The sequence below is a fragment of the Polyangiaceae bacterium genome (genome assembly GCA_020633235.1).
Classification (GTDB): Bacteria; Myxococcota_A; Polyangia; order Polyangiales; family Polyangiaceae; genus JACKEA01.
Genome location: JACKEA010000007.1, coordinates 175,364 through 189,200, shown reverse-complemented (window position 1 = coordinate 189,200; position 13,837 = coordinate 175,364). Strand labels below are relative to the sequence as shown.

The window sequence follows — 13,837 nt, the reverse complement described above, 5'->3', positions numbered from 1 at the left end:
ACGCCGGTTCGTTGGGCGGACGCATGCGCGACGTGTTCAATACTGGCGGACCTGACGCATCGCGGCTGATCTTTCGCCTGGCCGACAATCGGCGCGTGTGGCTGGCCCAATTCCGGTCCGAACATACCTACGACCACCTTTTGGAGGGACGCCCCACACCCGAAACCAACCGCCGGTTGGTTGCTCGAGCACTACAGGCTGCGTCTGAGCACTTCGAGGCCCCCGCTGTCCTCGTTGGGCAAGACGGCCCTGGTGTGTCCACCCAGCTCCCACCTGTTCGGTGCGGCGCTCTCCTGGTGTCGACTCCGCTGACGTGTTCCGCGTGGCGAGGCGCGGTATGATCGCTTCCACGGCCGCCGCGGGTTATTGGCGGTACGTTGGGCGGACGGGCCGAGACCATCAAAGTGATGAGTTGCTAGGCACCGCGGTTGCCGCCCGCCGCAATCGCGACCCGGCACCCGATTGGCCGCTTCTCGGAAGTCGCGTCGTCGCTTCCGGAACCGCTAGGTCTCATTGCTCGCAACGCGCAGCCCGCTTCGACGGGCCAGCTTGCGCTGGGGCGACGCCGCTGCGCGATGTTCGTGTCGCTTCGCTGAAGCCTCGACTTGTGCTGGCTCGCGCTCACTCCTCCGTCACCGAACCTGTCGTGGCCGACTGCAGCGGCGGTCGGCAACGACCAGCCCCTTGTTGCGTCCACCACAGCGCTCGCGCTTCGCTTCACCCGGACTCGCTTCCTCGTGGCGTCCTGCTCGGCTCGTTCCCCGCTCGTCTCCTCCCGCGTCCCAGCTTCGCTGGCCGCCCAACAAGCACCCTGAGACGGACCGCAAGTCCTAATTTGGATTTTCGCTAGCGTATGTGAGCAACGGCGCGTTGCGCTTGCGGAGGGCGTTGAGGTAGCGAGCTTCGTCGTAGGGGGCGCGCTCGACCCAGCAGCGGTACAGGATGCGGATCCACTTGAAGGCGAGTGCCCGCAAGGCGGCGTTGTGGGAGGCGCCCTTGGCGCGATGTCGCTCGTAGAAGGCCTTGGCCCAGTAGGAGCGAGGGATGGTCTCCTTGGTCCACTCGACGAAGGTCTGGCGTAGAAACGTGTTGCAGGCGTAGCGCCAGTGCACCCAGTGTTTGTTCCCGCTGCGCTCGGTCACCGGCGCGATGCCTCCATACTTCTGCAGGGCTGCCGCGTTGGTGAAGCGCTCTCGGCGTTCACCGAAAGCAACGAGCAGCCTCGGCGCGAGGACAGGACCTGCACCCGGCAGCTTGGCGAAGAGCTGGAAGTCCGGCAGGGAGGCAGCCAGACGAGCTATCTCCCGGTCCAGGCGCTCGATGGCGCTGCAGACGGCGCGCAGCTGCGAAAGCAGGAGTGACACCGTGAGCTGTGCGGGCTCGATGACTCCGGGGTCCAGGGTCAATGCTCGCTCGGCTTTCAGCTCGGCGATGCGGCGCTCAATGGTGTCAGTGCGCCGGACGCTGTGGTCGTGGAAGAACCTCACGAGCGTTTCGCGACGCGCGCGCTGTGCGGCCTGCAGCGTTGGCCACTGCTCGAGAAAGTCCATGAACACGTCGGTGAACTTGTCGCGAAACCAGGACAGAACCAGTGGGAAGTAAGCCTTGAGCGCGTGGGTCATGCGGTTGGTGATGGCAACGCGGTCCTCGACAAATGCCCGCCGTTCCTGAACCAGCTTCCGCAACTGGCGCATCGGCACGCTATCTCGGCGCAGGGGCTCGAGTCGTTCCCGGTGGCGCTCGAAGTAGTCCAGTGCGAGCTCGGCGTCGGTCGGGTCGTCCTTCGCTCCACTCGGCACGAAGGTCTTTCGGTACCGCGCCAGCGTGCTCGGGTTGATGGGGAAGATGACAATGAAGTCGTACTCCAGCAGCGCTGAGACGATGGGGCCTTGCTCGAGTTCGACGATCACCGCGACGGGAGCGCCCTCGAAGCGCTTGCGCAGTCCTTCCACCCAGTCCTGCAGCGCCACGGGACGGTGCTGGACGACGCCTCGCTCGAGCTCGTCAGCGCCCTGCGCTCGGATGCAGACATCGTGCTTCTTGTCGGCCCAATCCAGACCGATGACAGCTGCGAATTCCGTGGTTCCTTCCTGCATGCGACCTCCTCGGCTACTGTGGGGATCGGGACATGCACAGCCAGGCCCTGCGAAGGCGATATGGTGAGCCGGTCCAGCGGCTTTCCCTGAGTGTTCGTTTTCGGGCAAGGCGCTCTCGCGGACTCGAAGGCTTGTTAGAGAGCATCACGTGCTCGGCGTTGCTGTTCGTAGTCCGCGAGTGCATGTCCCGCTTTCTATTCTCCAGGTCCCACCAAGAAACCTGACTGCGGAACGGAACACCCATAAAGCCGTTGCAGCAGACGGTCGCCGTCGGCGCGGCCTGCGGCCGCACCTCTGGCGCCCGCAGCTGAACGCCGATACGTTAGGCCGACTTTGACATGGACGTCTGCCAACAGATTGTCGACGCCCGCCAGACAGGTACGGTTCGCTGCCGGATCCTCGCCCAACCTCTAGCAAGCGTCGACGAGACAGCAGCAGCATTCGACCTCGCGCCGATCGCATTCCTAGAGGTCGACGAAGCCGCGGCTCGCCGCATAGTTCAAGACGTTCTCGGGCGTGACCTCGCGCACGATGGTTCGACCATGGACTCGGCTACCGCGGAAGATCTCACGGCCAGGTTCTTTTCCTACTTCGCGTCTTCGTCTTGTCGCTACTTCACGAATCGAGGCCTTGACGGGCGAACATGGGTGCCAGCAACCGCCGCAACGTTTGACGCTGGCGTTATCATTCTCGCTCCGCATCAAGTTGGCTGTATTTGGGTTGAGGACGAGGACTAGGACTCCGGTCCTGAACGCGACCTAACATGAAATTTCAGCTGCCGAAGGCGGTCCTACCGTCTGCTGATGTCGCACTGGTTCCTGCACGAGCATCATCCGATGCCTTCGCGCAGCCCTTGTGCCTGTGAGGTGCTACCGTGGGGTTGGGTTTTGGCTGCGCCTTCGCAGCTGAATTTCGATTCGTTAGGCGGACAGCTTGAGCGCGCACGGTGACGAACTGCTGGTTGTGTCGATCGTCGCGGACGGCGATGCAAACACCGTAACCGTTCAGGATCGTGACGATCGCGAGACCTTTTTGGTCCGCGTTTCCGAGTCGGATGGGATTAGCGTTCTCGAAATGCCGGAACTCAACGTCTGGCTGAAGCGTAAGGGGAAATTTCCTTGGGCGATGGTACGTATTGCGGAACTCGTCCAACAGAATCGGCGTACTGATATCGGGTTCCCTTTGCGGATCGAGCTAGAGGAGGAGTGATAACTTCGCGCATTGAGGTCCACAGCCGCCTAACCAGCCGTTCCAGCAGTCGGCCGCGCCTCGTTCCACCCGCAACCGCCCGGCTCTCGCCCGTGGCGAGTACCACGTGCTCGGCCCTCGTGACCTATCAGCGCCTGGTCCCCTGGTGCGGCCGCTGCTGAACGGCGGTACGTTAGCCGGACGTAGAACGTGTCCCGTGCAGAGAAGCTCCGTGCGCGCCTACAGGTGCTCGAAGCCGATTTTCTCCGTCGGCTTGTCGCGAACCTTGAGCGCACCGCCGCCGGCTACAACACGCTCTTCTTCATCACCCCAGAATCCTGTCCGCCAGACCTGCCGCGTCATCTCTTGTCCACGGACACCACGGAACTGTCAGCGCTCGCGGGCGACATCATCGAGATCCGTCGAGCAGTGGGCGAGCCCGACGATTGCCCGGCCCAGACGTTCCGGCAGTACTTGCAGCGTTACGCCAAACAAGATCCAAACGACCTTGGACCAATACGCATGGCCGCACAGTTCTTGGACCACCTGCAAGGCGCCGGCTAACAGGGCGCTGCAGCTGCCGAGCGCCGCCACGCTGACGGGTGAAGTGGTTCCGTCCCGCGCGCGGGAAACGCTCCGAGCAGCATGCGCTGCGAGCATCGCGACCCGCGCGCCTGATGAAGTGATAGCATCCGGAGAAGTAGAGCCTGGCGCTCGCAGTTGAGCGCCGGGTCGTTAGGCAGCCTCGCGATCGAGGGATGGTGGTTGCCGCCGCCGCACCGTTGTCTTGGCTGTTGGGTTGAGCAGTTCCGATCCGAGGGGTCGCCCCCGCCTTGCCGAGCTCGCATCGCTTCCGAGCCGCAACCGAGCGGCGGCCCGAGCCCCGACCCGCGTTCCATCCAGCCGCGTGATGGTCTCGAGGCCGAACGGGTGGCTGCCGCCGGGCCCGCACCGGCGTTGTATCTGGTGGCGTGATGGCCTCCAGCGCGATTGGCAGGTTTGCCGCCGCGCTGCCAGTAGCGCCGATCCGACTGGTGGCGGGCGAGCCGTTGGGGTCCTGGCTGCTGGTGCCGACCGAATCCACCTTGCTCGCTGCCTAACAGGTCGCTGCAGCAGACGAGCGCCGCCTGGTGTTTCGTTGCCGCCTTCCGTCCCGCGCGCCCGCGCGCCTGTTGGATGGTACCATCCAGTCAACGGATTCCTGGCGCTCGCTGCTGAACGCCGGTCCGTTAGGCGGCCAACGTCGTTGACCCGATTCGATGCGATCGAGCTTGCTGTTCACCGTGCCATTCGCGGTGAAGTTCCGCCCTGCGTTCGCGCCATCACCGGGCAACTGCATGATGCCGTTCTTGAACTCTCTGTTTTCGCGTATCCGACCGATTTCGACTGGGGTCTTTTCTGGGAAACCATCCAAGGCGAGCTCGACCAGGTCTTGCCGGCCGACATTGCCGAAGCGCCGCGTTGCTCTTTCACCGTATTGGACGCACACGCTTTCGCGCGCGACTCCACCCAATTGCTGTTCGTTGACAACCCATGGGCACATGGCGACGCCGCAAGTTCCGAATGAAGCCGCCTAACAAGCCGTTGCAGCAGACGGGCGCCGTCGGCGCGGCCTGCGGCCGCACCTCTGGCGCCCGCAGCTGAACGCCGATACGTTGGGCGGACTTGCCAAGTCCGTGCCCCGTCGGGTGTCACATGCTTGTGGTACCGGCCGTAGTCTTCGCAGGGGTGCTCTGCCTTTCACCGTCTGCCTCGCGCACACCGTTGGACGCGGACCAACTGAACGCCGCGTACGACCGTCTCGTGACTCGCTGTTCCTACAGTCTCTACGTCTTTGAGTGCCACACGCCTCACCGACCCGGCGAGCTCCCGCTGCCGTTGTCGTTCAATGCCGGTCTGCTTCACGCTGTCGAAACCATGTGATGGCAAACGGAAGACGCACTGGAGCCGTGCAGCCTAACAAGCCAATGAACCCGCCGGCGTACGCGATCGCGTGTTGCTTGTTGGCTTTCACAACGGGGTGCGAGCGGGTCGGTCCTCCGAAATGCCCGCACGGCGCCGCTCCGCTGACAGCTGCGGACACGCCGACAAGTTACGCTTCCCCGTCCATCTACTCGCGCTACTTTCCTCGCGACGTGCTGGACTCAGGCGAGATCGGGCCATTTGCGGCCGGCTGGTGGGTCGGTAAGCTGCGCGACTTCCACGAAGCTCCTCTTCCGAGCCGCGCCGCGGACCAAGAAGCGCACGAGTACCGCGTCATGACGCTACCGTCGCTGATGGTTACCGGTGACTCTGTCATCACGGTACGGCGTGACACTCACGGTGCCATCCTTAAGTCGAAGCGCTCAATCCTTTGCGCTGATGGGCTTGACGATGGTCTCGCCACGCTGGTCGAAACACGGCAAGTCGACGCAGGAACCTGGCGAACAATCGCGGAATGTATGGACCGCGCCTTCTGGAGTGCCCCTCTGGACGACGGCGTGACGGGCTTCGACGGCGTCACGACGTTGGTCGAGGGTGTGCGTGATGGGAAGTATCGCGTCGTTCACCGCTGGTCCCTCACTTACTCTGACACAGAGCCTGCACGGCGCGAGTTGCTCGGGTGCCTCAGCACGCTCGAGAACGCAGCCGGTTGGCGGGGGCCACGGGTATTGCCGCCCATGCTACGCGTCCGGTGAAGCCCGCCCGCGTTACCCACTGCCGCGTGCGAAGCGACGAACACCTGAGTAGTGGCTGACGAGATCATTCTGGCGGCCAGCGCTTCGCGAGGTTCCCCGCCGTCCCGACAAAACCATCATTCGCAAGCCGCATTGAGTATCCACTCGTAGTTCACGCACGAGGCGATGGTCCAGCCGGTCTTCGTTTGCGGATCGCACGGGTATCCGCACGGAGTCTGAATGCCGCCGTAGGTCGGGTAGCACGCGCTGCCGGCGGTGGGCAGACTGCCGGGGCACGGCTTGGGTTCTTCGAGCCCGTCGTATTTGGACCAGTTCGCTCCCGAGCACCACAGAAAGTCTCCGCAGGAGTCGTACGGCTTGTTGGGGTCGCAGGGCTTCGGTACGAATTTCCAATAGCCATTGTCGCACGTGTACTCGAACGTCTGCGGACCGCCCTGACAACTGGCCACCCGGGTGCACGGCGAGGTACCGCTGCACGCTACCCCGTAGGGGTCCAATCGTTGGAATGGGCAGGTCCAGCCGCCGTCCGTGCTCGCGTCCTTCTCGCCCGAGTCCGTGTCAGCATCCAGTGTACCCACGGCATCGCCGGCATCTGCGTACGCGCACGGTCCGCCCTTCAGCGTTGCCGTCGAGCCCGGCGGGCAGCTTCCGGTGGACGGCAAGCCCCCTTCGAACGGCTCGCAGGTCATTGGCGTGCGCGCGCCCGTGGCCGAGCAGCATTCCTGAGGCGGACCGAAGCAGGTGCCGGCCGGACACTCCGTGGTGCCGCGAACGTAGCCGCTGGGGCACTTCCACTCGCCGTCGACGCAAACGAGGCTCGCGACTTGGTCCGAGCCGCAGAAGGCGGCGCACTCCGTGCCACCCTGGCCCGAGCACTTGGCTTCGGCCGCTGTCTCGTCGGAGCTGCAGCCTGCCGAGTTCGCCAGGAGCGCCAGCACCATAGCCAACGAGAACCCCCAGTGCATGGGTCCATCGTAGCACCTGGTCGTCAGCCGCACAGCGGGGCATGGTCGGTTCACAGCTAGGGAGTCACTGACGCTCGAACAGAACCGCTGCGTTCAGTCCTTTCGTGCCGAGCTGCAACGTGAGCGTGTTTCCTGTAACGCAATAGCCTTCGGTGTCGGGCTGGCCCGGACCCACGAAGGTAACGGACGAGCCGCTCGTCTCGAAGCTCCCGGATTTCTCCACGCTGACGACGCTGACGTAATCGCAGACGCAGGTGCTACCAAACTCACAGCTCGCACCGGTGATTCCAAGCTGCGAAGCCAAGCTTGCTTCGCGCTGCGTGCATTCTGCCGCCGTCAAGCAGGACGCAGGAAACTCCTCGCGCGCGGCGAAGCTCTCGTTCAGCGAGTCATTCCATGTCCCGTCGCCGTTGAACGTGAGTGTACCGCTGGTCACGAATTCGGAAAGAGTGACCGTGGTCGAGGCGCAGCCCGCGATCGTAGCGATGTAGCTTCCGGAGGCGCAGGCCTCCTGGGCGACCCAAGTTCCAACCAGATCACCGCCGCACGGTGCCGTGGTGCAACTTGCCGCTGCCCCATCTGAGTCGTTCGTCGACCCACCACAGGCCATCGCGAGGGCAAGCAGTGTGAAGCCCGCGGCGAGGAGGCGCTGGTGCTTCATGGATCAAACATGCCACCCGGCATTGGGGAGTACAACCTCCCGGTGCGGCCGCGCCTGAGCAGCGGTACGCTAGCCCGATATGCTTGCGCTCGAGCTCCGCAGCATCGCCACTGCCGCACTGTGTCTTTCGGTTCTGAACGCGTGTGGATCCGACTGCGACGCTGCGGTCCGCTGGTCGATCGTTGCCCACGTGCGTGACGCAAACACTGGCGCCGAGATTTGCAACGCTTCGGGTGTCGCGCAGGACGGTCCATATCAGGAAGACCTCACCTGTTTTGACTCTCCAACGTGTTCCTGCAACGGCGTTGGCGAGCGCCTCGGCACCTACGAAGTCACAATCTCGGCGCCCGGCTACCAATCATCCAAGAAAACGGTGGTTGTCGACGACAGCGACGCTTGTCACGTCGAAACCGTACATGTGGAGTTCAAGCTCGACCCGCAATAGCGCCGGCTGGCCATCAGGCACGACCGCCAGCGCTACGCGAAGTTCCCGCGCCGCCCCGACAGTCAAGCGCGTGCTCGCCCTCCGGGCTGCGCGCGCGAGAGAGGTCCCAACGGCCTGATCAGGAGGCGGCCAACAGGACGACGAACAGAATGACGAGGAAGACGGCGGTCAGGACCGGCGCGACGAAGATCGCCGTGCGGCGCTTCTGGCGTTCCTCGGCGGCCTTGCGCGCAAAGTCCGCTTCGATGTCGGACACCGACATCGGTCGCTCCGGGACACGGATCCCCAGCTGCTCCAGCTTCTTCGCGACGCGCACGGTGCCTTCCGACGCGATGTCGTTCATCGCGCCGCAGAACGGGCACGCGACGCGCACGTCGTTGCCGGCGACCGTCAACGGCCCACCGCACCCAGAGCACGCCAGATCCGTCGTCGGCTTCATGGACCCGCCCAGCGTATCACCGGCCGAGTCGCGTGCGACACGACACCTTTGACGCGGGGGGCGGCGGGGCGCGGCCTGCCGTGCTCGCCCTTCGGGCTGCGCGCGGCAGGGTCCCTCCAGCGCGTGCTCGCCCTCCGGGCTGCGCGCGCTCGAGAGGTCCCAACGCCCGCACGCATAATCGCGTTATGTCGCGCTGCATAACCGGATAATGCGTCCACAAGACCGCGGAATGACTTCGTTACGGTTCGCGTTATCGAGCAAGCGGCTTGCGGTAGAATGGTAGTTAGGCGGACCGATGCATCCGGTCTTTTGGATTGTCCTGATAGTCCTGATCAACGCTGGGCTCATGGCTCTCGCAGTCGCCGCCCGCCGGGCAGTTGGCCCTCGCAAACGCCTCGGTCGCCTGCTGCTCGCATGCATCGCGCTTCTCGTGCTCTCTCTCCCCGGTGGCGCCTGCTTTGGCTTCTTGCAGGGTCGGAGTGCCGTGGGTGGCGAACCGATTGATCCATCGCAGAAGGCGCGCATTCTCGGCGAGACGATCTCCGAAGCAATGAACTTCTCCGCTCTGGGATTTCTGTCGTTCTTTCCGCCGACCATCGTCGCGGTCGCGCTGTACTTTCGGGCTCCGCGCAACCGGAACGACGCCGCCTAACATGAAATTGCAGCTGACGAAGGCGGTCTTGTCGACTGCTGCTGTCATTCCGTCCCGCACAAGGGTTTCTGCGTGAACAGCATCAACTCCGTTCGCGCAGCCCGTGTGCCTGTGAAGTGGTACCATCCGGTTGGGTTTGGCTGCGCCTCCGCAGCTGAATTTCGATTCGTTAGGCAGACGTTTGAATGTCGTTTCCCCGCGACCTGGCCGACTCCATCGTGGAGCGTTTCAAAGCGCTGCCACCGTCTGGGTATGCACTTTTGGCGAACGTGAGCAGCGTTCAAGATGACCGATTCGAAGTGTCGACCGATCTCATTGTTAGGAAAGCCTCCCAGGTCGAAGCGGAGGAGATCCGGCAAGCAATCGCGTTCTACTATCCCGCATGTCAGCGAAATCCGTTCGAAACTGAGGTAACCGGGCGTGAACAATCCGAGCCCGGAGTCGAAACGATCACTGTCTCAACTTTGCCCCCAGATCGGTGGCGGTACGTCGTTGTCGATCACACGGGTGGCAACATCAGAACCCATGCGCTTGTGGAAGCGTCCTTCTTCACGTTCTCACCCTTGGAGCTGGGCTTTCATGCAGGGAATGGCGCCGGCGCAACCGGCCTTGGAACCAACCGGGGACTTGATCGTGCGCTGGATGACCCTGAGCCTGACCAGCGCTTCCTCGCGTTGGACGACGACCACCTGTCCGAGCTCCGAGGTCTTTTTGAAAAATGGATCAACTTCAACCACGACGACCTCGACCTTCGCAGTCCCGTGCGCCAGTTTGGCGAAATCCTAGAACTCGAACGCCATTCGGCGCTTCGCTATGTTGGCCTCTTCACCATCATCGAGTCCTTGCTCACTCATGATCCGAAGCCGTCTGACCCGGCTGACTCCCTGACACGACAGGTTATCCGGAAGATGCACCTGCTCGGACGAAGGAGTCCGAGGCCACCCCCCTACGTCGACTACTTCGGCCAGGCGCGACCGGACACGGTGTGGACGAAATTCTATGGCGTTAGAAGTTCGATCGCTCATGGTCGCAAGCCCGACTTCGCGAAAGATTTTTCGCTTCTCCTCGATCTCGAGCATGCAACACGTTTTCTGCGACGCGCGACGTCGGTGGTACTCCGACAAGCTCTGCATGAACCTCAGCTCGTCGCGGATTTGCGGGAATGCTGAGAGCTCGGAGCAACCGTGGTTCCGAACCGGCGCCAGCGCCGCCTAACACGGTGTTGGAGCAGACGAAGGCCTCGCCAGGCTTCCTGTTGACCGTCCTCGCCCAGCAGGTGGCTTCGCTGCGCGGTCACCTGCCTGATGGCGTGGTACCATCGGGTCACGTTGCTTTTGGCCTTCGCAGCTCAACACCTGTACCGTTGGGCGGACGCCTGTCCGCGTTTTGATTAGTGACCGCCGAAGAGTTTCTGCAGCTGGCCGCATCCCAGGACGCCGTTGAGGTCGAGCAAGAAGTTTGCGTTTCAGACCTCGACGCACTTGGGCCAGTCAACGGGGTCCAGCCAGTCACGCTCCAGGACTTTCTACGGCACCCCGATGTTAAAACAGAGCGCCGCAAGTTTCGCTACGGCCACCTCGTGGAACCCGGCATCCGGTTAACCGACCTCGACGCTTGGCAGAACCGCTTCCTGCGCTTCCCGCTGCCGGACGACCTCCGTCGATTCTTGCTGCTCGCCAACGGCGTTCAACTTTGGGCCGATCTTGAGACGCGACACTCGTATTTTAGACTACTTCCGCTTGAACGCTGGCATGACGTCGTATCCGCTCCGTTCGCGTACATCTTCAAGGTACCGCCAACGGCTGCTCTCGTGTTGTCCGACGCTGATGACTTCGCCGGATTCGTCGTGCTCGATACCGACGGGCCCGAGTATCTTTGGTGCGATCCCATTGCCGGTCCTGAGCGAATTGGAAACAGTGTCGGCGAGCTTCTCACCTACTGGTGGGACAACTGTGCCCTCGAACCCTAGCGCCGCCCACAGGCCGTTGCAGCTGACGAGCGCCGGCTTTGCCACCGGTTGAACTTGTTCCGTCCCGCGCGTGGGATCTGCACCGACCATCGTTCGATGGTCTCGGTGCAGCCACGCGCCTGCAGCGTGCTACCATCCGGTCATGTTGTTCTTGGCGCTCGCAGCTGAACGCCAAGTTCGTTAGGCGGATGCATGAGGGCGGAGTTTCTGACTGCAGCGCGCGACGTGTTTGCGCCAGTTCTCCGTGCGGACGGCTTTCGCGGTTCGGGCACGAAGTTTCGGCGCGTTCTCGGTGACGTTGCGCACGCAATCGTAGTTCAGGGGGCTCGCGGTGGCGGCAGTGCATGCGTCGAACTCGGCATACATTTCATGTTCCTTCCCGACGCGCTGGAGAGGCCGCCCGATCCGAAGAGGATCACCGCATACGATTGCGAATTCCGTTGGCGTCTCGCGCCCGAAGGACACCACGATTTCTGGTGGAGCTACGGTGAAACCGGTGACGATGCGGTCGCCTCGGTCCGCCACCTGACAGAGACGTACGTCAAAGTCGGCGCTCCGGCGTTCGGTCGATGGGCCGACTTCCCGGGCGGACTCGAAACTGTGTCGCCAGAACAACTCGACAGCGGCAACCTGGCGGGCCTGCCGGGCCGAACAAACATCTCGGGCGCTGCGCTAGTCATGGCGCGCACGTCGTTGCATCTTGCCGACCGGGAAACCGCAAGAGCCTACGCGCTGGTCGGCCTCCGCCACGCAGGAGCGGCGACCTTCTTGAAACGACGACTTGAGGCCATTCTTGACGGGACCGCCATTGCCTAGCCGGCACCGTCTAACTGGCGGTACGTTAGGCGGACTAGCATGGGCTACGACGTGCACATCACTCGCGCCGACCAGTGGTTTGATGGCCCTGACAACCCCATCCCACTCTCAGACTGGTTGGACTACATTTCACGCGACCCTGAAATGCGGCTGGACGGCGAGGCTTCGGCTACGACGACGTCCGGCGATAGCGTCTGCTATGTCAACGAGGGCCTCGCAGTTTGGACGAAGTACAGCCGCGCTGGTGAGGGCGGCGGTCAGGCCTGGTTCGACTATCGCCAGGGTTGCATTGTTGTGAAGAATCCTGACGACGAGATTCTACGCAAGATGTGCGTCGTCGCTGAAGTTCTCGCAGCGCGCGTTCAAGGCGACGATGGCGAATTCTACGACGAGGCCTAGTTGAGTGGCTACGCGCCGCCTAACAAGCGGTTGCAGCCGACGCACGGTCGGCTTCGCCCTCCCTCTTGCGGCCGTAGCCGTAGCTAGACCGCAGGACGTTGGGCGGACACGACATGCGCACCGAGTCTTCGGAAGTGCTATCCGATCTGTCAGTTCAGATGTGGAGGCCGCCGCTTTTCGACGCTTGGCGGGCGCGATCGCTTTCGGAACCCGCGATGACCGTCCTTCTCATTCTCGCGTTTGGGACGGATGTGGAAATGGAGGGCCTCTCTGGGTTTCTAGAGAACTCAAGCGGTGAGTTTCTTCCCGAGATTATCGATGCTTTCGAAGCAATCGGTGCCATCAAGACCGCCGCCATCCTCCGGCAAGTTCGACAAGTCATGCAGCAACACGGCGTCACGCATGCAGACCTCCGGGCCGACTTTGACGGAGTGGCGGAATATACAATCTCCTCCTTCCGCGAGACGCACGGAGAGGCCGCCGCGAAGATGTCGGACGCTCTCCAGGCACACGAGCGTGCGCTCTACATCTACGACCGTTCTTCTGAAGCGGTCTACGAACTGCTTGAGCGGTATGCCGAACTCCACCTTGAAGTCCTCCGAGCCCTGCTGGAGCATCACAGCGCCTGAGGGCAAGGCCGCCTAACAAGCAGTTGCAGCAGTCGGCCGCGCCTAGTGGTGACCTGCTGGCTAGTGCCCCTCGCCCGTGGTGGAATGCCGCGGGCTCGGTCATCGGAAGCTGATGCGCCGTGCGTTGTTGGTGCGGCCGCTGCTCAGGGGCAGTAGGCTAGGCAGACGTGGGAACCTGGGGCCCCAACGCGTGGGATACAGACAAGGCCGCGCAGTTCTTTCATGACGCGCTGGACGGTGCTCAAGTTGATTCTGCGCTTGAGCGAGCCCTCTCCGACTGCCACGACATTGATTCTGTGCGAGCAGGCGCGTACCTGCTCGGCGTCCTCGGGGTGTCATACATGTGGCCCGGTGACCTCGAGCGACTGCAGCGTCACATCGAGCGCGCGCACGTCTTGCTGAGCGCATTTCTCGATCCATCGACTTCCGCCGGACAGGCTTTTGATGAACTCTGCGGCCTCGATTCCGAGTACGCCGTGCGTGTCCGACACGAACTCGAAGCGCTTGAGCGTTTCCGCCGCTAGCGAGTTTGCACCGCCGCCTAACAAGCAGTTGCAGCAGCCGGCCGCGCCCGTGGTGATCTGCTGGCCGGTGCGTATCGGCCGTGGTGGCGTACCACGGGCTCGGTTGTCGCAAGCTGATGCCGCTGGCCCCAATGACTAACAAGCGTGAAGCGCGACTCCGGCGGTTTCGAAAGTACTGTGAAGTTCTCGAGCATGGGTCGGTGTCCGCCGAGCCAGCCGAGGGCGTTCGACATGCATGCCTATGTTGTCGCTACCTCACGCTGGACCGTCGAGATGGTTTCGAGATCTGCCGGCCAGGACGATCACGACGCAACGATGTTCGCGGGAACGGCTCGAGACTGCCGGCTAGCGAGCGCTTCCTGCCTGCCGGCCTCAA

The 13,837-nt window shown here is 63.1% G+C and carries 15 protein-coding genes; 10 read left to right on the top strand and 5 right to left on the bottom strand.

The annotated features are described in order from the left end of the window. Positions 1-830: 830 nt before the first annotated feature. Entirely contained in the window at positions 831-2,096 is a 1,266-nt protein-coding gene (locus tag H6717_34055; protein ID MCB9582109.1) for an IS110 family transposase, read from the bottom strand. Between the two features lie 933 nt (positions 2,097-3,029). Between H6717_34055 and H6717_34050 the strand changes: the two genes are divergently transcribed. The 3 genes from H6717_34050 to H6717_34040 all read left to right on the top strand — a co-directional run bounded on the left by H6717_34050 (position 3,030) and on the right by H6717_34040 (position 4,851). Beyond that, positions 3,030-3,305, top strand: a complete 276-nt coding sequence (locus H6717_34050; GenBank protein MCB9582108.1) for a hypothetical protein — start codon at positions 3,030-3,032, stop codon at positions 3,303-3,305. A gap of 189 nt (positions 3,306-3,494) precedes the next feature. Next, positions 3,495-3,848, top strand: coding sequence for a hypothetical protein (locus H6717_34045; GenBank protein MCB9582107.1), 354 nt, complete (start codon positions 3,495-3,497; stop codon positions 3,846-3,848). A 682-nt stretch (positions 3,849-4,530) separates the two neighbouring features. Further along, positions 4,531-4,851: a hypothetical protein gene (locus H6717_34040; GenBank protein MCB9582106.1), complete on the top strand. Its 321-nt coding sequence runs from the start codon at positions 4,531-4,533 to the stop codon at positions 4,849-4,851. Positions 4,852-6,078: 1,227 nt separating this feature from the next. Here the strand turns inward: H6717_34040 and H6717_34035 are convergent. Next, the gene (locus H6717_34035) at positions 6,079-6,927 is read right to left on the bottom strand and encodes a hypothetical protein (protein MCB9582105.1); all 849 of its coding nucleotides are present in this window, start codon (positions 6,925-6,927) and stop codon (positions 6,079-6,081) included. A gap of 64 nt (positions 6,928-6,991) precedes the next feature. Continuing rightward, on the bottom strand, positions 6,992-7,588 hold the full coding sequence (locus H6717_34030) for a hypothetical protein (GenBank protein ID MCB9582104.1): 597 nt from the start codon (positions 7,586-7,588) through the stop codon (positions 6,992-6,994). Between the two features lie 79 nt (positions 7,589-7,667). On the opposite strand from H6717_34030, the gene H6717_34025 reads away from it, so the two are divergent. Then, positions 7,668-8,033, top strand: a complete 366-nt coding sequence (locus H6717_34025) for a hypothetical protein (protein ID MCB9582103.1) — start codon at positions 7,668-7,670, stop codon at positions 8,031-8,033. A 118-nt stretch (positions 8,034-8,151) separates the two neighbouring features. On the opposite strand, the gene H6717_34020 is transcribed toward H6717_34025, so the two are convergent. Both H6717_34020 and H6717_34015 read right to left on the bottom strand, forming a co-directional pair. Beyond that, positions 8,152-8,427, bottom strand: coding sequence for a hypothetical protein (locus H6717_34020; GenBank protein MCB9582102.1), 276 nt, complete (start codon positions 8,425-8,427; stop codon positions 8,152-8,154). A gap of 328 nt (positions 8,428-8,755) precedes the next feature. Continuing rightward, positions 8,756-9,172 (bottom strand): hypothetical protein, encoded by a 417-nt coding sequence (locus H6717_34015; protein ID MCB9582101.1) that lies wholly within the window; start codon positions 9,170-9,172, stop codon positions 8,756-8,758. A 137-nt stretch (positions 9,173-9,309) separates the two neighbouring features. Between H6717_34015 and H6717_34010 the strand changes: the two genes are divergently transcribed. The 6 genes from H6717_34010 (at position 9,310) to H6717_33985 (ending at position 13,461) form a co-directional block, all read left to right on the top strand. Continuing rightward, positions 9,310-10,293, top strand: a complete 984-nt coding sequence (locus H6717_34010; GenBank protein ID MCB9582100.1) for a hypothetical protein — start codon at positions 9,310-9,312, stop codon at positions 10,291-10,293. A gap of 224 nt (positions 10,294-10,517) precedes the next feature. Further along, a complete protein-coding gene (locus H6717_34005; GenBank protein ID MCB9582099.1) occupies positions 10,518-11,093 on the top strand; it encodes an SMI1/KNR4 family protein in 576 nt (191 codons plus the stop codon). 192 nt (positions 11,094-11,285) lie between these two features. Then, positions 11,286-11,909, top strand: a complete 624-nt coding sequence (locus tag H6717_34000) for a DUF4304 domain-containing protein (protein ID MCB9582098.1) — start codon at positions 11,286-11,288, stop codon at positions 11,907-11,909. Between the two features lie 39 nt (positions 11,910-11,948). Continuing rightward, entirely contained in the window at positions 11,949-12,308 is a 360-nt protein-coding gene (locus H6717_33995) for a hypothetical protein (protein ID MCB9582097.1), read from the top strand. A 215-nt stretch (positions 12,309-12,523) separates the two neighbouring features. Next, positions 12,524-12,937 carry a DUF4375 domain-containing protein gene (locus H6717_33990; GenBank protein ID MCB9582096.1) on the top strand — a complete coding sequence of 138 codons (414 nt, stop codon included), beginning with the start codon at positions 12,524-12,526 and terminating at the stop codon, positions 12,935-12,937. Positions 12,938-13,104: 167 nt separating this feature from the next. Beyond that, positions 13,105-13,461: a hypothetical protein gene (locus H6717_33985; protein MCB9582095.1), complete on the top strand. Its 357-nt coding sequence runs from the start codon at positions 13,105-13,107 to the stop codon at positions 13,459-13,461. The last annotated feature ends 376 nt before the right edge of the window (positions 13,462-13,837 follow it).